At 57.5% G+C, this 18,239-nt stretch carries 18 protein-coding genes; 7 read left to right on the forward strand and 11 right to left on the reverse strand.

Going from position 1 to position 18,239, the window contains the following annotated elements; all coding sequences use genetic code 11:
• Window positions 1-23: 23 nt before the first annotated feature.
• The 6 genes from ACR0C6_RS11600 to ACR0C6_RS11625 all read right to left on the reverse strand — a co-directional run bounded on the left by ACR0C6_RS11600 (window position 24) and on the right by ACR0C6_RS11625 (window position 5,659).
• Window positions 24-1,259 carry a CpaE/TadZ family protein gene (locus ACR0C6_RS11600; protein WP_152457246.1) on the reverse strand — a complete coding sequence of 412 codons (1,236 nt, stop codon included), beginning with the start codon at window positions 1,257-1,259 and terminating at the stop codon, window positions 24-26.
• 199 nt (window positions 1,260-1,458) lie between these two features.
• Complete coding sequence (locus tag ACR0C6_RS11605) at window positions 1,459-2,088, reverse strand: OmpA family protein (protein ID WP_152457247.1); 630 nt, start codon at window positions 2,086-2,088, stop codon at window positions 1,459-1,461.
• Between the two features lie 17 nt (window positions 2,089-2,105).
• Window positions 2,106-3,512, reverse strand: a complete 1,407-nt coding sequence (locus tag ACR0C6_RS11610) for a type II and III secretion system protein family protein (RefSeq protein WP_152457248.1) — start codon at window positions 3,510-3,512, stop codon at window positions 2,106-2,108.
• Between the two features lie 194 nt (window positions 3,513-3,706).
• Window positions 3,707-4,585, reverse strand: coding sequence for a Flp pilus assembly protein CpaB (gene cpaB / locus ACR0C6_RS11615; RefSeq protein WP_152457249.1), 879 nt, complete (start codon window positions 4,583-4,585; stop codon window positions 3,707-3,709).
• Window positions 4,586-4,876: 291 nt separating this feature from the next.
• Complete coding sequence (locus ACR0C6_RS11620) at window positions 4,877-5,116, reverse strand: hypothetical protein (RefSeq protein WP_152457250.1); 240 nt, start codon at window positions 5,114-5,116, stop codon at window positions 4,877-4,879.
• Between the two features lie 312 nt (window positions 5,117-5,428).
• Window positions 5,429-5,659, reverse strand: coding sequence for a Flp family type IVb pilin (locus tag ACR0C6_RS11625; protein ID WP_117869713.1), 231 nt, complete (start codon window positions 5,657-5,659; stop codon window positions 5,429-5,431).
• Between the two features lie 353 nt (window positions 5,660-6,012).
• Between ACR0C6_RS11625 and ACR0C6_RS11630 the strand changes: the two genes are divergently transcribed.
• Window positions 6,013-6,879: a lytic transglycosylase domain-containing protein gene (locus tag ACR0C6_RS11630; RefSeq protein WP_480619401.1), complete on the forward strand. Its 867-nt coding sequence runs from the start codon at window positions 6,013-6,015 to the stop codon at window positions 6,877-6,879.
• Between the two features lie 37 nt (window positions 6,880-6,916).
• Here the strand turns inward: ACR0C6_RS11630 and ACR0C6_RS11635 are convergent, their stop codons facing one another.
• Both ACR0C6_RS11635 and ACR0C6_RS11640 read right to left on the reverse strand, forming a co-directional pair.
• Window positions 6,917-7,543, reverse strand: coding sequence for a CoA transferase subunit B (locus ACR0C6_RS11635; protein ID WP_152457252.1), 627 nt, complete (start codon window positions 7,541-7,543; stop codon window positions 6,917-6,919).
• Window positions 7,543-8,247 (reverse strand): CoA transferase subunit A, encoded by a 705-nt coding sequence (locus ACR0C6_RS11640; RefSeq protein WP_152457253.1) that lies wholly within the window; start codon window positions 8,245-8,247, stop codon window positions 7,543-7,545. The genes ACR0C6_RS11635 and ACR0C6_RS11640 overlap by 1 nt, the downstream gene beginning before the upstream one ends.
• 163 nt (window positions 8,248-8,410) lie before the next feature.
• Here ACR0C6_RS11640 and ACR0C6_RS11645 point away from each other — a divergent pair, with 163 nt between their 5' ends.
• On the forward strand, window positions 8,411-8,788 hold the full coding sequence (locus ACR0C6_RS11645; protein WP_171170838.1) for a hypothetical protein: 378 nt from the start codon (window positions 8,411-8,413) through the stop codon (window positions 8,786-8,788).
• A gap of 71 nt (window positions 8,789-8,859) precedes the next feature.
• Here the strand turns inward: ACR0C6_RS11645 and topA are convergent, their stop codons facing one another.
• From topA to tldD, 3 genes are all read right to left on the reverse strand, one after another.
• Window positions 8,860-11,487, reverse strand: coding sequence for a type I DNA topoisomerase (gene topA, locus ACR0C6_RS11650; RefSeq protein ID WP_480619403.1), 2,628 nt, complete (start codon window positions 11,485-11,487; stop codon window positions 8,860-8,862).
• Window positions 11,488-11,654: 167 nt separating this feature from the next.
• Window positions 11,655-12,779: a DNA-processing protein DprA gene (dprA, locus tag ACR0C6_RS11655; RefSeq protein ID WP_480619404.1), complete on the reverse strand. Its 1,125-nt coding sequence runs from the start codon at window positions 12,777-12,779 to the stop codon at window positions 11,655-11,657.
• Between the two features lie 239 nt (window positions 12,780-13,018).
• Window positions 13,019-14,440, reverse strand: coding sequence for a metalloprotease TldD (gene tldD, locus ACR0C6_RS11660; RefSeq protein ID WP_480447051.1), 1,422 nt, complete (start codon window positions 14,438-14,440; stop codon window positions 13,019-13,021).
• Window positions 14,441-14,616: 176 nt separating this feature from the next.
• On the opposite strand from tldD, the gene coxB reads away from it, so the two are divergent.
• From coxB to ACR0C6_RS11685, 5 genes are all read left to right on the forward strand, one after another.
• Window positions 14,617-15,528, forward strand: coding sequence for a cytochrome c oxidase subunit II (gene coxB, locus ACR0C6_RS11665; RefSeq protein WP_171229600.1), 912 nt, complete (start codon window positions 14,617-14,619; stop codon window positions 15,526-15,528).
• An 88-nt stretch (window positions 15,529-15,616) separates the two neighbouring features.
• Window positions 15,617-16,567 carry a heme o synthase gene (gene cyoE, locus ACR0C6_RS11670; RefSeq protein WP_480619406.1) on the forward strand — a complete coding sequence of 317 codons (951 nt, stop codon included), beginning with the start codon at window positions 15,617-15,619 and terminating at the stop codon, window positions 16,565-16,567.
• Window positions 16,564-16,725, forward strand: a complete 162-nt coding sequence (locus ACR0C6_RS11675) for a hypothetical protein (RefSeq protein WP_171170832.1) — start codon at window positions 16,564-16,566, stop codon at window positions 16,723-16,725. Before cyoE ends, ACR0C6_RS11675 begins: the two co-directional genes overlap by 4 nt.
• Window positions 16,725-17,300, forward strand: coding sequence for a cytochrome c oxidase assembly protein (locus ACR0C6_RS11680; protein ID WP_152457260.1), 576 nt, complete (start codon window positions 16,725-16,727; stop codon window positions 17,298-17,300). Before ACR0C6_RS11675 ends, ACR0C6_RS11680 begins: the two co-directional genes overlap by 1 nt.
• Window positions 17,301-17,322: 22 nt before the next feature.
• A complete protein-coding gene (locus ACR0C6_RS11685; protein WP_152457261.1) occupies window positions 17,323-18,138 on the forward strand; it encodes a cytochrome c oxidase subunit 3 in 816 nt (271 codons plus the stop codon).
• The last annotated feature ends 101 nt before the right edge of the window (window positions 18,139-18,239 follow it).

Here is an 18,239-nt window from a genome sequence, read left to right on the forward strand (position 1 = left end):
CTTATCCCCCCTTTGGGATGATGTTACGCAGCTTCTTCGGCACTGCTGCCGAGGCTGTGAAGCGACTTCGCCAGCTTTGCGATTTCCCGGCGCAACGGGTTCTTGGCGGCCGCATTTGCCAGAGGCAGACCATGATCCCCACTTTGCATGACCGGTTTGCCACCATCAGGCAGCAGCAGGTCGATGGAGATTCCAAGACTTTCCCCCATGCGTTTCACGCGGCTTTTCCCGTTCAGATCAGTAAATTTCGGCGCTCGGTTCAACGCAAAACGCAGCTTGTTGAATGGCAGTTCCTCTGCCTGCAACGCACGCTTCAGACGCAGGGCATTCTGGGCGGACCGCATGTCCAGCTCGATCAGGGCGAAATACACATGGGCGGCCTGCAAAACTGTTTCCGACCACAGGACCAGCGTTTTTGGCATGTCGACAATGACATAGTCGAAATGCGCGCGCGCCATGTCGATCACGCGCTGAATGTCTTCCGGAGTGATCAAGTCCAGTGGCACCATGTCGGAGGGTGCGGTTAAAACCTGAAGCTTTTCTTCATATGTTTGAAGGGCTTGCGAGAATACTTCGCTGTCCATCGCATCGGTGTCCGACAGCATTTCAAACACGGTCTCGCGTCGCGGCAGATCCAGATAGGTGGAAACAGTCCCGTATTGCAGGTCCAGATCAATCAGACACACGGTCGGCGCGTCTTTGTCAGAGGCACATGCCAGTTCCCAAGCCAGGTTAACGGCCAGTGTCGTTGCACCGACACCACCTGCCAGGCCCTGAACGACAAACAAAGCGCCTTCTTTGGACGCGCCGCCGGCCAAAGGAACGGCGGCTGCTTGCGCAACGGCAACCGGGTCGGGCTGCTTCATACGCTCAATGGCTTCCTGCAATTCGCCTTCGGGAAGAGGATAGGGCACGAACTCGTCAGCACCCTTGCGTAGCAGTTGGTGCAGGGATGCCGGAGTAACATCCTCGGCGATCAGAACGACTTTTACTTTCTTTTCATTGGCTTGAGTGATTATCTCACCTAGCAGAGAAAGGTTGTCTTCGTCTTCTCCGTCGATCGCCAGTGCTACGAATTCCAGCGTTTCTGCTTCGGGTTGGCTGAAAAAGGCCAACGCTTCTGCAAATCCCAGGTCTCCCCAGCGTTCGCCCAAGATGGCTTCCATGTCTTCGATCAGAAGGTCGAAATTCTGAACATCCCGACTGATGGTGCAGGCCAAGATTGCAGTATTGTCGTCTTGCGGCGTCGCGCTGGTCATAAACACTATCCTCGTCGTGAGGGCTCAGCATGTCATATGAACGAAATCCGCCAGATTGATGTGCTGTCGCCCCAATACGGTCAAATTTGGCCGCAGGTCACCCTATTGTTCACAATGTTGCTTTGAAGTTGGGCGAGAATTGGGCGCAAAAGAACCAATTGTAGGGAAATGGGCGACGATGTCGCCCATTTCAAACGTATTATCCACCGCTGCCAGCGTCTTGGGCGTTCACTTCCTGAATCTGGCTTACAGCGGTCGCACTTTCCACGTATTCGCGGTAAATGATCTGAGCGTACTTGCCGTCCAGAAGCTGCGGGTTGCGATCAACGAATCCCGAAACTTCAGTGACCGTTCTGCGATTCCTGCGATCCCGGTTTTGCGTTGCGATCAGCGGTTGCGTTTTGCCAAACGATACCACCGCCTCAAGCCGTGAGCGCGAGATACCCTGCTGCCCCAAAAACGCGACAACTGCTTGCGCGCGGCGAAGGCCAAGACTTTTGTTGTAGCTGGCCGACCCCACAGCATCCGTATGTCCGTAAACGCGGAACCGGGCCTCGGGGAACTGCTTGATCCAGTCAGCCTGTTGCAAAAGGATGCGCTGAGCCGAAGCATCCAGTTGCGAGCTGTTGAACGCAAAGTTCACCTGGCTGGGTACATCCGCGGCAAACCGGCGGCTGAGAATCTGCGCGTAGGTCAATTCGCCGCTTTGTACCTGGACGTTGTTGAGCGTCGCGTTTCCGAAAGTGCCTGTATCGATCTCGTACCCGGCCTCGCGGGTGCATGCGGCGACAGCGACCGAAAGACCCAGTGTGATGATCCACTTATGCATTGGTCCTATCCTCCTGATCAATCTAGGACGTAGCCGTAGGAGCTGCCGAAGTTCTGCTTGGCAACTTCTGACGCTCCGCCGGCGCCCGTGCGCTGTGTGCGCGCCACCTGGCCGTTCAAGAACAAGTCAAATTCGCTGGGCGGTTTGACCCGATCGGTTGGAAGCGCAAGAGTTTCGCCCCGAGTCGGTGAAACCAGATGCGCGGTGATGATAACGACGAGTTCACTTTGCTCGCGCTGGTAGTTGGCGCTGCGGAACAACGCGCCCAGAACCGGCACATCCCCCAACCATGGAATCTGGTTGCTCAGATCCGCGAAATCGTCCTGGATCAGGCCTGCAATGGCAAAGCTTTCACCATCGCGAAGTTCAATCGTTGTTTTTGCCCGACGGGTGATGAAACTAGGAACCGAATCCCCGTTGATGGTAAAATCCGAGCTATTGTCGATACTTGAAACAGCCGTGCCCATCTCAAGGTTGATCAGATCGCCATCCACGACGCGCGGGATGAAGTCCATTTCAACGCCGAAGGCCTTGTATTCGATGGCCACAACGCCGTCATCCTGCGGTACCGGGATGGGAACTTCGCCACCGGCTAGGAACGATGCCTCCTGGCCGGACAGCGCGGACAGATTCGGCTCGGCCAGGCTGCGGGCCAGCCCCTTGGTTTCCAGAGCTTCCAGCAACAGGCGAACCTGCGTCGAACCCGCGCCAAACCCAAACAGGATGGCACCGGTATTGGCCTGAACTGCCGGAATGTTGTTCGCCAAAGCGTTGTTCAGTGCGAACTGGTTGTTGAGCGTGTTAAAGCCTCCGGTAACGTCGCTTCCACCGAAGCCAAGCGACGCTGTCAGGCTTTTGGCGACCGAGCGGTTCATCTCTGCAAAGCGGACCTTCAGCATGACCTGCTGCACACCACCGACCGACATCAGGTTCGAGACACGCTCGGGGGCATACCGTTCAGCCAGTTCCAGCGCGCGCGCCAGTTTGGCCGAGCTGGAGATCGTACCGGACAAAACTATGCCATCATTGGCTGTGCGAACCTCGATGGGTTCGTTGGGCAGGATTTGACGCAGACGTTCCTTGAATTCTGTAACATCCGGTGCGACCCGGACGCGGACATTGGCCAAAAGATTGCCCGCGCCGTCAAACAGTGTCAGCGTGGTCAGGCCAGGCGCCTTGCCCAGAACATAGATCGTGCGCTCCGACAACGACGAGATGTCTGCAATACCGGCATTGGCAATGCTGAGCTCTGCGAAAGGTTGTTCGCTTTCTACGACAATTGCGCGGTTCATCGGGACGTCCAGTGTTTCCACAGTCCCTTTTTTCACCACGCGCAAAGTTTCAGCCCAGGCGGTGTCGCCAATGGGGCCCATAACAAGCGACAACCCCAGCAGGGTTGCGCTGATCCAGGTACGTATTGTCATGTGACCTGCCTCTCCGATCACGCCTCGTTTTTTGGGTCTTATGCCCTATGGAAGGAGAGACTGCGCGAAATCCGAATTTATTGCAATAATCAATGGTTTCCGTAAGTTTCCTTATGTGGGGAATTGGCAACATCCGCCAAAAAATGAGCCGCACCAAGGGCGCGGCTCTGAACCTGTAACGTTCTGAATTGGCGTCAATTTGTGCAGGGGATAGGCACATTTACAATTTCGCCACCGCGGCGAATACGTGTTGTGCATACCCTTTCGGCTTTTGCTTCTGGTTCCGGCGCGGCTTCTTGAATTCCCAACAGCTTGCGCTGATCCACTTCAATCGTAGAGGCAACGGACTCATCCTGCACCCCAACCAAAGCCAAGGAAAGACGCCCCGTGTTCTGAGCCTGTGCCAGTGCCGCGACTTGTTCAGGTGTGGCTGCGACCGTGACTGTACGTGCAATGGTTGTGTTGGTGACGTCTGAACCAGCGGTCTGATCGACGGCAATAAGCTGCACGTTGGTTTCGATCAGGCGGGTAATTCCGCCGCTGTTCCCTTCGATGGTTCCACTGGAACCGGTCCAATAGATGTCGACACTGTCGCCGGGCCGCAGGAATCCTGAAACGCCAGAAGCTACGTCAACGCTGATCGCGAAGGCACGCATACCTTTTTCCAGACGTGACGTCAGGCCAGCTTTTTCGCCAGGACGAGTGATCTTGACCTCCATGATCGCTTCGTCTTTTTCCATTGCCCTCAAAACGAAACGTTCATTTGCGCCGCTTTCGGGGAACAGGGCTGTGAGCTCTGTGAATGTACCTTCCGGAATCGCGTTTTCCGGCCAGTCAACTGCGCGGATATCTTCCTCCGTCAGTCGCTCGCCGTATTTTAGGGCGCGGTTCGACACCAATACAGTGACTGTCGGAACAACATCGACTTTGGCATTGGCCAGAGCCTCTTCCGCAGCAAGCCTTTGGCGTGCCAGTTCACTTTGGTAAGCCGCGATATAGTTTCGCGCCATGTATACGGCGCCCCCGGCCAGTGCAACGCCGACAATCAGGACAAGTCCGAAAACTGCTCGCATGCGTGTACCTCATTCTTTTGTTTGGTCGAATACTTAGCGGCCAAGGAACCACATTGAAACAGCCTATTTGCTAACCGCAAATTGTGTCGAAATGTGGGACAAAAATGCCTGATTGTCAGATTTCTGCGCCTTCTTCCGCACAATTCCGCATGGTTATTGTTACCTTTCCAATGATTGCCAGCGGACCGAGCGTAACAAAACAACGCTGCACCCAACGGGCGCAGCGCTTTGCTTCGAAAGGGTTAAGCAAGACGTTTTTGGAAACCAGCCAGAGCGCGCACCAGCTGCAACTTAGCCGCCGCCGCCGGCAGTTCCCGCCGTGATAATACCAGAAGGTGCAGTATTCGAGCCGGTGCTGACGACGGCGCTGTTCATGGCCCCGTTGATATTGCCGCCCATGCTGTCGACGCTTGAGCTTATTACAAGGTAGGTCGCGCCCGACAATCCTATGACCACTGCGGTCAACACCACCCAGTCAACTGTCACCGCTCCTGCTTCGTCAGATTTGAACTGATTAAGGAACCTTAACATGTGCTTATCTCCAAATACGTCGCGTCAGTGCTAACAACAGGTTGGCCTAAAACTGGTTCGCATGGATGGCGAAAGTTGGGCTAAATATTGATTTCGTAGGGAAATTTTGAGCTCCTACCAGGTTTCGCGCGTTAGTCGAATTGATTGGAGCAGAAGAAACGCGGCAATTACAGCAAAACGCCATGATCGTCGCGATTGCCTTCACAACTTGCGCGCGGGCAGGCTCCAGCGAACTTGGGATGGAGCAGTTTCAGATCATAAAAAAGGCCGCGCCCGATGAGCGCGGCCTTGGAAATTCTCTAGATCAGCAACTTAGTTGCTTTTGCCTTCGCCGGTGATACCACCTGTCGCGGTGTTGCTGCCGGTGCTCAGCGATGCGGCGTTCAGCGCTTCGTTTACGCCGGTTGCCAGGCCAGTGGCGCCAGCCGAGATCTGCTGATAAGCAACGGCGGCCAGGCCGATGACTGCTGCGGTCAGAACAACCCAGTCAACTGTTACTGCGCCGTCTTCGTCTTTGCGGAAGTTCTTGATGAACTTGATCATGTTACGTCCCTCCTAAAGGATCAAAAAGAGTTTAACAAACCTAGGCGTCTTTCAGAGCTTTCTCTCTCAGTCCGCTCATGTCCGTCTCGGTATGGGACTATGTTTGACCGTTGGGCGTGGCAGGAATTGGGCCAAACACAGATTTTTTTTCGCACGGCTTAACTTTTTGGTTATATTTTTTATAACATCATGAAAATAAAAGATAAAAAAATCACAACGATTGAAGCAAAGGCTCTATAGCGATGCAAAATTGCGCCAAATGAGGCGAAACTGCCCCATTTCGCTTTGTTTTTCTGGCCTTGCGGGAAGATTCGGGGTTCAAATCGCCTAAAAAGAAAACATGAGGCAGGCAAATGAACCTCCGGAACGCACTTCAATGCGCCGGTGTGCTGGCGTTTCTGATATCGGGCACCGCATCTGTGAATGCGACCGAGACAGAGCCGCGCGGCGTATACAAGCGCGTCAAAGCCCCAAAACCCGGTGAACGTCCGCGTGTGACCGTGCAGATTACTCCGGAAGAACACGCAGCTAACCCTTCAGCGCCCAGCACGGGCACTGAACTGGTAGTCCCGGAAATTATCGCGCGTACCAAAGTCGCCCCGCTGCCAGCGCCGGGTGCGGAAGTCAAACGAGATCCCAAAGGATCGTACAAGGCTTTCTGGAACCGGATTTCACCGCACATTGATGAAGGCGGGGCCGGGCGGCTTGACGCGGCGATCAACGCCCTGGCCGCAACCAACGTGAGATCACCGCGACTGCAATCGCTGCAAGATATCGCAAAGGAACGCGGGATCGATATCCTCCGTTCCACTGTGGGAACTAATGTTTCACCTGCGCTGGTGCTTGCGGTCATCTCGGTGGAATCGGCCGGACGTGCAGACGCGGTCAGTTCCGCAGGCGCACAGGGGCTTATGCAATTGATGCCCGCGACAGCGGCCAGATTCGGGGTAAAGGACAGCCTTAAGCCCTCTGAGAACATTGCGGGCGGTGTGAAATACCTCAACTGGCTGATGGAAGAGTTCGGGAATGATCCAATACTTGTATTGGCTGGATACAACGCGGGAGAGGGGGCCGTGCGCAAACACAGCGGCGTGCCACCCTATGCTGAAACTCGGGACTACGTGCCAAAAGTCCTCGCCGCGTTTCAGATCGCGCGGGCTTTGTGCGCAACGCCGCCAGACCTGATTTCTGATGGCTGTGTTTTTCAGACGTCCAACTAATAAGGCCCGCCGTGATCCGGCGGGCCTTTCCATTTGATCAGGAAACGATTGTCGCTTCCGTTGCGGCGCGCAGCTCATCTTCGCTGACGCCTTCCGCCAGTTCGACGATTTTCAGACCGCCTTCAACCACATCCAGCACACCCAGATTGGTGATGATGCGATCCACGACGCCCTTTCCGGTCAGTGGCAGGGTGCATTCCTTCAGGACCTTGCTGTCGCCATGCTTGTTGGTGTGATCCATCACGACAATCACTCGGCCGACGCCTGCAACCAGGTCCATCGCGCCGCCCATGCCCTTCACCAGCTTGCCGGGTATCATCCAGTTTGCCAGATCGCCCTTCTCATCCACTTCCATGGCACCCAGAATCGCCGCAGCGATCTTGCCACCGCGGATCATGGCGAAGGATGTGGCACTGTCGAAATAGGCCGTGCGGGACAGTTCGGTGATCGTCTGCTTGCCTGCATTGATAAGGTCCGGGTCTTCTTCGCCCTCAAAGGGGAAGGGGCCCATGCCCAGCATGCCGTTTTCCGATTGCAGAGTGATGTCCTTGTCACCCACATAGTTTGCCACCAGCGTCGGGATCCCGATGCCCAGGTTCACATACATGCCGTCTTCCAGTTCCTCTGCCGCGCGTGCGGCCATCTGATTGCGGTCCCAGGGCATTATGCTTCCTCCTTCTTGCGGGTGGTGCGCTGTTCGATGCGCTTTTCGTGTTCGCCCTGAATGATGCGATGCACATAGATACCGGGCAGGTGGATGCAGTCGGGGTCCAGCGAACCGCGCGGAACGATCTCTTCCACTTCGGCAACGCAGATCTTGCCACAAGTCGCAGCAGGAACGTTGAAATTACGGGCGGTCTTGCGGAAAACCAGATTGCCGGTGTCGTCAGCCTTCCAAGCTTTGACGATGGCCAGATCGGCAAAAATGCCTTCTTCCAGAATGTAGGTCTCGCCGTTGAAGTCCTTGTGCTCTTTCCCTTCGGCGATCACGGTGCCGACGCCGGTCTTGGTGTAGAAGCCCGGGATGCCCGCCCCACCGGCGCGCATCCGTTCGGCCAGTGTTCCCTGGGGGTTGAATTCCAGTTCCAGCTCACCGCTCAGATACTGGCGCATGAACTCGGCGTTTTCACCGACATACGAGCTGATCATCTTTTTCACCTGCTTGGTCTGCAACAGGATGCCGATCCCGAAATCGTCCACACCGGCATTGTTCGACGCAAAGCTCAGGTCTTTGACGCCCGAGTCCCTGATGGCCTCAAGCAACAGTTCCGGAATTCCGCAGAGGCCAAACCCGCCTGCGGCAATCAGCATGCCATCCGACAGCACCCCATCGAGCGCCTCGGTGGCATTGGCATAGACTTTCTTCATGGAAAACTCCCCCAATGACATGGTGATGGGCTGGTTGTGCCGCCGTGTCACGGGGAAGTCAATGAAACCAAGGGGGAGGTGGTATTTCTACCAGTGAAATGAGCTGTTGCAATGAACCGGACGGTTCAGCATAAGCGCCGTACCTTTATAGGAGATTGAAAACATGGAACGAATTTGGGTCGGAACGGTCGCAGGTGTTGCGCTTTTGGCTATGTCAGCCTGTGAGCCTGAGCAAGCGACCGTACTTCCGCTCGACGATAACAAGATCAAAGTTATAGGAACCGGTTATTCTGAGAAGTCTTCACTTGAATCCGCAATTTCAACCGCCAACGCACGGTGCGCACAGCAGGGCAAAGAAGCCTTCGTTCTGGCCAGCGACACCGGCTATCAGGGGGTGGACAAGAATGCAGCCCTGATCATCGATGTCCTGACGGCTGCTGCCCAGAACTCAGGCAGCGCACCCGGCTACTATCCTAGCTCAAGCAGCTCGGAAGACTGGCAGACGACGCTCGAAGTCCGGTGCGGCCCACAGCCCAAGTAACACGCTGACAGCCCCCCGTAATGCCGAAACGGCGATTGCGGGGGGCTGTTCAACCCCGACCACCTGACCGCCTAGGTTGTTGCTTTCTTGGTGGTTGCTTTCTTTTTAGACGTAGCCTTCTTCTTGGTGCCTTTTTTGGCAGCGCGCTCGTTGACAAGCTCGATGGCCATTTCCTGCGTTACGTCCTCGGGTTTGATGTCCTTGGGGATCGTCGCGTTGACCTTTTCCCATTTCACATAAGGCCCATAGCGCCCGTCCAGAACCTGCATCGCGCCGCCATCGGGATGCTCACCCAACTCCTTCAGAGGTTTTGCCGCGGCCCGCCGTCCACGACCGGGGTTTGCCCGTTTTTCGGCCAGCAACTCAACGGCGCGATTCATGCCGATTTCGAACACGTCATTGGGGTCTTTCAGATTGGCATAGACCGGCTTCGGCTCCTCCGGCAGCTGATGCATCAGGTAAGGCCCGAACCGCCCGAAATTCGCGCTGATCATGCCGCCTTCGGGGTGTTCGCCGATCTGACGAGGCAGGGACAGTAGCGTCAGCGCCTTTTCCAGATCCATGTCATCCTTGCTCCACCCGCGCGGAAGGGATGCGCGCGGGGGCTTTTTGTTCTCGGGCGTGGGTTCGCCCCGTTGAACGTAAGGACCGAAGCGGCCGGATTTCAACCAGATCTCATCCCCGGCATCTTCGCCCAGCAGCCTTTCGTCACCTTCCGCGCCTTCACCGGCAATCGGGCGCGTATAGGTACATTCCGGATAGTTCCCGCACCCAACGAACCCACCCGTACGAGAGGTCTTCAGGTGCAACTGACCGGTGCCGCATTTCGGGCAGATACGCGGATCGGACCCATCCTCGCGCGGCGGGTAGAGCTGCGGAGCCAGAGCTTCGTCGAGCTTGTCCAACACTTCCGAAATCCGCAGTTCTGATGTCTCGCCAATCGCGGCTGAAAAATCACGCCAAAACTTGCCCAGCAGGTCCTTGTAGTCTCGCTCCCCGGCGCTGACGTCATCCAGTTCTTTTTCCAGATTGGCGGTGAACTCATAGCCAACGTACTGCCGGAAGAAATTCAGCAAGAAGATCGTAACGATCCGCCCCTTTTCCTCGGGGATCAGCCGGTTCTTGTCCTTGCGGACATATTCCCGGTCCTGGATCGTCGTTACGATCGAGGCATAAGTTGATGGGCGCCCGATCCCCAGCTCTTCCATCCTTTTGACCAGTGTCGCTTCGGTATAACGCGGGGGCGGTTGGGTGTGGTGTTGAAGGGCCAGAACGGATTCGTTCTCGGACAGGATTGCTTCTTTCGCGATCTTGTCGCCGCTTTCGCCGGTCGCCTTGGCAAACTGATCCTTCAGAGAGGCTTTGGCAAATCGGGCCGGATCGCCCTGCGTGATCTGTGGCAGGCGCTTTTCATCCTCGTCCGCGACGTCATCCCGGCCTTCTTCGTATACCCGCATGAACCCATCGAACATGACCACCTGGCCCGTGGCGCGAAGGCCGACCTGACCGTCGTCGCTGCCGATCTCGACGGTGGTGCGCTCCAGACGCGCGGCAGCCATCTGACAGGCGATGGTACGTTTCCAGATCAGATCATAAAGCTTGCGCTGATCTTCGTCCGTGACCTTCAGCGCCTTGGCATCGCGCGACATATCCGTCGGGCGGATACACTCGTGCGCTTCCTGAGCGTTCTTGGCCTTGTTCTTATACATGCGCGGGCTGTCCGGTACATATTCTGCACCGTAGCGATCCGCGATTGTTTCGCGCGTGGCAGCCACGGCCTCAGGCGCCATGTCGATGCCGTCGGTCCGCATATAGGTAATGTACCCGGCCTCATAAAGCCGCTGCGCCACCTGCATTGCGTGGCGCGCGCCCATGCCGAACTTGCGGCTGGCTTCCTGTTGCAGGGTCGATGTCATGAACGGCGCGCTGGGGTTGCGGGCGGCGGGCTTGGCCTCGACCGAGGTCACGCTCAGCGCGCGGCTGGTGATGGCCTGAACCGCCAGCTCGGCCTGCGTCGCATTGGCCAGATCATGTTTGTCCAGCTTCTTGCCGGCCAGCGTGACCAGACGCGCCTCATAGGTCTGCCCGCGCGGTGTCTCGAACAGCGCCCGAACCGACCAGTATTCCACCGGCTTGAACGCCTCGATTTCCATTTCGCGTTCGACGATCAGACGCAGACAGACGGATTGCACGCGACCCGCCGATTTCGCACCCGGCAGTTTGCGCCACAAAACCGGAGACAGGTTGAAACCCACCAGATAATCCAGCGCGCGGCGGGCCAGATAGGCCTCGACCAACGGCATATCGACCTGACGCGGGTTCTGCATCGCCTCGGTCACAGCGTCCTTGGTGATGGCGTTGAAGGTCACGCGGCTGACGGGCGTATCCTTCTTGATCGAGCGGCGTTTGGTCAACGCCTCTTGCAGGTGCCAGCTGATCGCCTCGCCCTCGCGGTCGGGGTCGGTGGCGAGGATCAGCGCATTGTCTTCTTTCAACGCGTCGGCAATGGCCTTGACATGCTTGCGGCTGTCGTTGCCGACCTCCCATTTCATCGAGAAGTCATGTTCAGGATCGACCGATCCATCCTTTGGCGGCAGGTCCCGCACATGGCCGTAAGAGGCCAGAACCGTGTAGTCGGGGCCCAGGTATTTATTGATTGTTTTTGCTTTGGCCGGAGATTCTACAACAACTACGGGCATTTAAGGGGAAACCTCGCTCGACGAATTTGGCGCCTTCTATGGTGGTGCAAAATGTGTGGGGCAAGCGGGAATTGTCAATGCGTTCCTTTCGCCGGTGGAAAAGCGCCGTGATTTCAGTGCGCTACCACAAATCTTCAGAAACCGGGCACGCCGGAAGGAGGGTTCGATCAACTTGCCAGCGACAGCAGACCTCCGGGCTGACGCTGGATTCGCCCGTCAAGTTCAAGGTCGATCAGCGCCGGTCCAAGCTCACCGGCCGAAGCCGCGATATCCCGCAGCAATTGATCTTCGGCGATGGGTGAGGGGCCAAGCCGCGCGATGATTTGCTCGTGCAGGTCTCTTGCGGGACGCGCGAATGGTTCCGAGGGCTGTTCGATTGGCCGGGAAAACAGGTCGTCCTGCCTCGGCAAGGCTTCAATAACGTCTTCAGCGGATCGGACAAGTGTGGCGCCGTCACGAATCAACAGATTGCAGCCGGCGGCCCGCGCATCGAACGGATGGCCGGGAACGGCCAGAACCTCGCGCCCCTGATCCAGTGCGTCCCGTGCCGTGATCAGACTGCCGGACTTGGCGGCAGCCTCGACGACGACAACCGCCTGCGCAAGCCCCGAAATGATCCGATTTCGGCGTGGAAAGTGCCGGGCCTGGGGTGTTACGCCCATCGGTTGTTCCGAAATGCGCAAGCCGCGGGACGCGATGTCATGGGCCAGTTCCGTGTTTTCGGCCGGATAGACCACATCAACGCCACCGGCCATGACTGCCACCGTGCCGGTCTCCAGCGCGGCCATGTGCGCGGCTGTATCGATGCCGCGCGCCAGACCAGAGACGACAACGTGCCCCTTGCCGCCCAGTTCGGTGGCCAGGCCACGCGCCATCCGCGCGCCGAGCGAGGAACAATTTCGCGCGCCGACCATCGCAATTGCTGGTTTTTGCAGCAGCGAAACATCTCCGATCGCCCACAGCAGCGGCGGGGCTTCGTTCAGTTCAGCCAGGGTCGGGGGGAATTCAGCGGACCCAAGGCACAAAAGCCGCGCTTTAGCGGCTTTTGCGGCCTTGAGTTCCGCCTCGATCACGCCGGGGGGGCAGGTTTCATACCCTTTTATACCGGCGGCGCGTGCCATTTCAGGCAGCGCAGCCAGCGCGTTCTGCGCTGAGCCATGTTCGCGAAGCAGCCGACGAAATGTCGCCGGACCGACCTTGCGAGAACGCAACAGACGAAGCCACGAAAACCGGTCCTCTTCCGTGGTGGGTGGGAGTGGGGGGTGATTGGAAGAAAGCTGCTCTTCGGTCATCCGTTGCTCCGCCTTGTTGCAGAACTGGTTTACGGGACAGGCAGTTAACAGCTTGTGAATCGTTGAAAATTAGAAGTGATTTTTTACAATCTTGTCAGGGTTGTCGAATGTAAGATGTTGATAATAAATAAAATAGAAAACTTTCAGTCAAAAAGAGCGCTTTGAACACTAAAGGCGATCTTCGTGAAAAAAGAGGCGCCGGGTTAACCCTGCGCCTCTTGGATTGCGCCGCGTCCGACTCAGGCGGCCGAACCGCCGACAGTCAGCCCGTCCATCAGGACGGTCGGCTGGCCAACACCCACCGGCACCCATTGCCCGTCCTTGCCACAGGTTCCCATGCCGGGGTCCAGCGCCATATCGTTGCCCAGCCCGCGGATGCGTTTCAAGGCCGAGGGCCCGTCACCGATCAGCGTGGCGCCCTTGACCGGCGCGCCGATTTTGCCGTTTTCGACACGATACGCCTCGGTGCACGAGAAAACGAACTTGCCATTGGTGATGTCCACCTGACCGCCGCCGAATCCAACCGCCCAGATGCCGTCCTTGATATCAGCTACCAGGGCCTGCGGGTCGGCTTCGCCGCCCAGCATGATCGTGTTGGTCATGCGCGGCATGGGTTTGTGCGCATAGCTCTGCCGCCGCCCGTTGCCCGTAGGAGCAACTCCCATCAGCCGCGCATTCTGGCGGTCCTGCATGTAGCCGGTCAGCACGCCATCTTCGATCAGCACCGTGCGCGCGCTGGGCGTGCCCTCATCATCCACGGTGATCGAACCGCGACGATCAGCAATCGTGCCGTCATCCACCACGGTCACACCTTTTGAAGCAATCTGCCGCCCCATCAACCCGGCAAAGGCCGAGCTGCCCTTGCGGTTGAAGTCGCCTTCCAGGCCGTGGCCGATGGCCTCGTGCAGCAGGATGCCGGGCCAGCCGGGGCCAAGCGCAACTTCCATGACACCGGCCGGCGCAGGAACTGCGTCCAGGTTGACCAGTGCGATACGCAGGGCTTCGCGGGCCTTGGCCTGCCAGTCGGCGGGGTCGATCAACCCGCTCAGGCCAACCCGGCCACCACCACCGGCGGATCCGCTTTCGCGGCGTCCGTTCTGTTCGACAATGACCGATACGTTCACGCGGGTCATGGGGCGCACATCGCGAACCATCACACCGTCAGGGCGCAGAATCTCGATTTCTTGCACGGCTGCCGCGATCGTGGCGCTGACCTGAACCACACGCGGGTCCAGATCGCGGGCGAAGGCGTCGATCTCACGCAATGTCTCGATCTTGACCGGGAACGCGGCAGAATCAATCGGGTCTTCGTCCGTGTAGAGGCGCGTATTGGTGGAGCGCGGAGCATCCGCCAAGACCCCGCCGCCATCCCCGACAGCCAGTCTTGCCGTTTCCGCCGCCCGTTTCAGGGCAGGAATCGAAACGTCTGTGGAATGCGCATATCCAGCCACTTCACCTTGTACGGCACGCAGCCCGAACCCTTCCGACGCATCGTAAGACGCGGTGCGCAGACGGCCGTCATCGAACACGAGAGACTCGGATTTTCGCCGCTCGACAAACAGCTCTCCGTCCTCGGCCCCGTCCGTGGCCGAGTGCAAAATGGCAAGCGCTTCATCGTGCGGTAAAGCGCTTTCAAACGGGCGAAACGGGGCGTCGGACATGGGTTGGGACCTTTCGGGTTTGATCCAGATCAAAAATAGCGTCTGTTTGACGCAAGCATTTTGCTTTATCTACCCGAAGGAATATGGTTTTTAACGCGGCCAAAGACAACGGGAGAGGTGCGACCGATTCACACCTTTTCGCCAGGGACGCAAAGATCAAACGACCAGGACAGAACATGAAGAATGCTTTGATGCTTTCAGGGTTTATGACAGCCCTCTCCAGCCTTCCAGCCATGGCTCAGGAGCTTGAGATTATTGGCAAACCGGTTGACGGCGGTATGGGCTTTCAGCCGGCAGCCACCAGCCTTGCCACAGGAATTCAGCGTCTGGACGGCATGATTCTGGTGATCATCACCGTCATCTGCCTGCTGGTTGCTGGCCTGCTGGTTTATTGCATCGTGCGTTACAACGAACGCGTTAACCCGAAACCGGCACGTTTTTCGCACTACACCCCGGTTGAGATTGCATGGACCCTTGGCCCAATCCTGATTCTGGTCTTCATCGGTGCGTTTTCGCTGCCGGTTCTGTTCAAGCAGCAGGAGATCCCGGAAGGCGACATCACTATCAAAGTCGTGGGCAACCAGTGGTATTGGACCTATGAATATGTTGATCACGATTTTGCCTTCGACAGCTACCTGCTGGGCCATCCGGCCACTCTGGACGAGGGCGCGCGCCCGGCTGACGCCGACGTGACCCCGTTTGTGCTTGACGATGCCATGCGCGCGAAGCTGGCAGATGCGGGTTACAGCGATGACGAATGGCTGCTGGCCACGGACACTGCCGTTGTTGTTCCGGTTGGCAAGGTTGTCGTGATGCAGGTTACCGCATCTGATGTGATTCACTCCTGGACCATCCCATCCTTCGGCGTAAAGCAGGATGGCGTGCCCGGGCGTCTGGCGGAACTGTGGTTCGAGGCCGAGAAGGAAGGCATCTACTTCGGTCAGTGTTCGGAACTCTGCGGCAAAGACCACGCCTATATGCCAATCACCGTGAAAGTCGTCAGCCAGGAAGCGTATGACCAGTGGCTGCAAGGCGCGATCGAAGAATATGCCGGTTTGCCGCAAAGCTATCAGGTTGCATCGAACTGAGCACACTGAGGGCGGGTTGAAGCCCGCCTGACACGAAATGCAGGCTGTGCGGGCTGACCGCGCAGCTTTCGCCCCAGAAGGACCCGAGATGACCGACGCAAGCATCAATGCCAGCACAGCGACCGCCCACGCGGACGAGGCCAGCTTTGGCGATTACTTCGCCTTGCTGAAGCCACGCGTGATGTCTCTGGTCGTGTTTACGGCGCTGGTCGGTCTGCTGGCGGCCCCGGTTCCGGTCCACCCCTTCGTCGGGTTCTGCGCCATTCTGTTCATCGCCATCGGTGGCGGCGCATCCGGTGCGCTGAACATGTGGTGGGATGCGGATATCGACAAGGTGATGAAACGCACCAAAGGTCGCCCGATCCCCTCCGGCAAGGTGGAAGAGGGTGAGGCGATGGCCATCGGCCTGACCCTGTCGGGCCTGTCGGTGATCATGCTGGGCCTTGCGACCAATTGGTTCGCGGGTGCGTTTCTGGGCTTCACAATCTTCTTCTATGTCGTTGTCTACACGATGTGGCTGAAGCGCTCGACGCCGCAGAACATCGTGATCGGTGGTGCGGCGGGCGCTTTCCCTCCGGTGATCGGCTGGGTGGCTGCAACCGGGTCCATGGCGGTTGAGCCGTGGCTGATGTTTGCCCTGACCTTCATGTGGACACCGCCGCATTTCTGGGCTCTGGCCCTGTTCATGCGCTCGGACTATGACGATGCGGGCGTGCCTATGCTGACAGTGACACATGGTCGCCGAGCAACGCGTGTGCACATTCTCGTCTATACGGCCCTGCTGGCGATACTGGCGGTGGGAACCGCGTTCTCTAGCATCGGTGGTCCCATCTATCTGACCGTGGCTTTGGTGTTGAACGCGTTGTTCCTGCGCGGCGCCTGGCAAATTTCGCGTCGGACCGAGGATGACTCGGAGGCCGATAACTTCAAGGTCGAACGCAGCTTTTTCAAGCTTTCGCTGCTCTACCTCTTCCTGCATTTCGGCGCTATTCTGGCCGAAGCCTTGCTGAAACCCTATGGTTTGGGAGGATGGTCATGAGCCTGCGCAAAAGCCATGAACTGCATCAGCGACGGTTCAGCCGCAATCTGGGCGTTGGACTGACACTGGTTGCCTTTATCGTGATCATTTTTGGCCTGACGATCGTCAAGGTCTCGGGCACTGATTTCAATATGGCCACACAGGAGGTCCAGAACTGATGGCTTTGTCTGGTCCACAGAAAACGGTCGCTCAAACCGTGGGTGTGGTTGTCCTGATGGGCAGCCTGGCCTGGGCGGCGGTACCATTCTACGACTGGTTCTGCCGCGTGACCGGATTTGGCGGTACAACCGGTGTGGCCGAAGCCGCCCCCGAAGACATTCTGGACCGTACGGTCACCGTACGGTTTGATGCGTCCAAGGCCAAAAACATGGCCTGGGAATTCAAACCGGTCGTTCGCGAGATGGAAGTGCGCATCGGCGAGACCGGACTGGCTTTCTATGAGGCCTACAACCCAACGGATCGTCCAATAGCGGGTCAGGCCTCGTACAATGTGGCACCCTATTCGGCAGGCGGGTATTTTCAAAAAATTGCCTGTTTCTGCTTTGAAGAGCAGGTGCTGCAACCTGGCGAGCGGGTAGAGATGCCGGTGACCTTCTTCGTCGATCCTGAAATGGTCGAAGATCTTGAAGCAAAGTATGTTCATACGATCACGCTGTCGTATACATTCTACGAAATTGACCTGCCAGAGGGCTATGCCGCCCTTGAAGCGCAGGCAGAAACAAACACGAACTAACGCCTGTAGGTGAGGGACGCTGATGGCACACGCTAAAAACCATGATTATCACATTCTGGCCCCGTCGATCTGGCCTCTGATCGGAGCTGTCGGCGGCTTTGTGATGTTGTTCGGAGCCGTCCTTTGGATGCACGGATTGACCCCGTGGATGTTCTGGGCCGGTCTGGTCGCAGTTCTTTACACCATGTTCGCTTGGTGGTCCGAAGTTGTTGTCGAAAGCCGCCAGGGGGATCACACCCCTGTCGTTCGCATCGGTCTGCGCTACGGTTTCATCCTGTTCGTCATGTCCGAGGTGATGTTCTTCTTTGCCTGGTTCTGGTCGTTCTTCAAACATCGCATGTACCCGATGTACGACTATGCCGGCACCGAATACATCCAGCCGGACATCCACGCGGTTGACCCGTTCCACCTGCCGCTGATCAACACTCTGGTTCTGCTGCTGTCGGGCTGTGCTATTACCTGGGCGCACCACGCGCTGGTGCATGACAACGACCGCAAAGCGCTGATCAACGGTCTGGCCATCGGTATCGTTCTGGGCATTGCCTTTACCGGTTTGCAGGCGTTCGAGTATTACGAGCTGCTGGCCCATGAAGGCTGGAAGTTTGGCGATGATCAGTTCTATTCGAACTTCTTCATGGCGACCGGTTTCCATGGTTTCCACGTCATCATCGGCACCATCTTCCTGTCGGTCTGCCTGATCCGGGCCCTCAAAGGCGACTTCACACCGGAAAAGCATGTCGGGTTCGAAGCGGCGGCCTGGTACTGGCACTTCGTTGACGTTGTCTGGCTGTTCCTGTTTTTCGCGGTCTACATCTGGGGACAGGCCCCGCTGATGTAAGCCCGATCAGCTGATCCAATTGCAAAAGCCGCCCTTGAGGGGCGGCTTTTTCTCTGTTCCGGGCGCAAGATTGCGCCCCATACAATTGCGTGGTTGCAATT

The sequence above is a fragment of the Ruegeria sp. AL12 genome, assembly GCF_056540885.1.

Excerpts from the sequence above, each read along its gene's own strand:
- ACR0C6_RS11600 (WP_152457246.1), bottom strand. The coding sequence starts at position 1,259 with ATGACCAGCGCGACGCCGCAAGACGACAATACTGCAATCTTGGCCTGC.
- ACR0C6_RS11605 (WP_152457247.1), bottom strand. The coding sequence starts at position 2,088 with ATGCATAAGTGGATCATCACACTGGGTCTTTCGGTCGCTGTCGCCGCA.
- ACR0C6_RS11610 (WP_152457248.1), bottom strand. The coding sequence starts at position 3,512 with ATGACAATACGTACCTGGATCAGCGCAACCCTGCTGGGGTTGTCGCTT.
- cpaB (WP_152457249.1), bottom strand. The coding sequence starts at position 4,585 with ATGCGAGCAGTTTTCGGACTTGTCCTGATTGTCGGCGTTGCACTGGCC.
- ACR0C6_RS11620 (WP_152457250.1), bottom strand. The coding sequence starts at position 5,116 with ATGTTAAGGTTCCTTAATCAGTTCAAATCTGACGAAGCAGGAGCGGTG.
- ACR0C6_RS11625 (WP_117869713.1), bottom strand. The coding sequence starts at position 5,659 with ATGATCAAGTTCATCAAGAACTTCCGCAAAGACGAAGACGGCGCAGTA.
- ACR0C6_RS11630 (WP_480619401.1), top strand. The coding sequence starts at position 6,013 with ATGAACCTCCGGAACGCACTTCAATGCGCCGGTGTGCTGGCGTTTCTG.
- ACR0C6_RS11635 (WP_152457252.1), bottom strand. The coding sequence starts at position 7,543 with ATGCCCTGGGACCGCAATCAGATGGCCGCACGCGCGGCAGAGGAACTG.
- ACR0C6_RS11640 (WP_152457253.1), bottom strand. The coding sequence starts at position 8,247 with ATGAAGAAAGTCTATGCCAATGCCACCGAGGCGCTCGATGGGGTGCTG.
- ACR0C6_RS11645 (WP_171170838.1), top strand. The coding sequence starts at position 8,411 with ATGGAACGAATTTGGGTCGGAACGGTCGCAGGTGTTGCGCTTTTGGCT.
- topA (WP_480619403.1), bottom strand. The coding sequence starts at position 11,487 with ATGCCCGTAGTTGTTGTAGAATCTCCGGCCAAAGCAAAAACAATCAAT.
- dprA (WP_480619404.1), bottom strand. The coding sequence starts at position 12,779 with ATGACCGAAGAGCAGCTTTCTTCCAATCACCCCCCACTCCCACCCACC.
- tldD (WP_480447051.1), bottom strand. The coding sequence starts at position 14,440 with ATGTCCGACGCCCCGTTTCGCCCGTTTGAAAGCGCTTTACCGCACGAT.
- coxB (WP_171229600.1), top strand. The coding sequence starts at position 14,617 with ATGAAGAATGCTTTGATGCTTTCAGGGTTTATGACAGCCCTCTCCAGC.
- cyoE (WP_480619406.1), top strand. The coding sequence starts at position 15,617 with ATGACCGACGCAAGCATCAATGCCAGCACAGCGACCGCCCACGCGGAC.
- ACR0C6_RS11675 (WP_171170832.1), top strand. The coding sequence starts at position 16,564 with ATGAGCCTGCGCAAAAGCCATGAACTGCATCAGCGACGGTTCAGCCGC.
- ACR0C6_RS11680 (WP_152457260.1), top strand. The coding sequence starts at position 16,725 with ATGGCTTTGTCTGGTCCACAGAAAACGGTCGCTCAAACCGTGGGTGTG.
- ACR0C6_RS11685 (WP_152457261.1), top strand. The coding sequence starts at position 17,323 with ATGGCACACGCTAAAAACCATGATTATCACATTCTGGCCCCGTCGATC.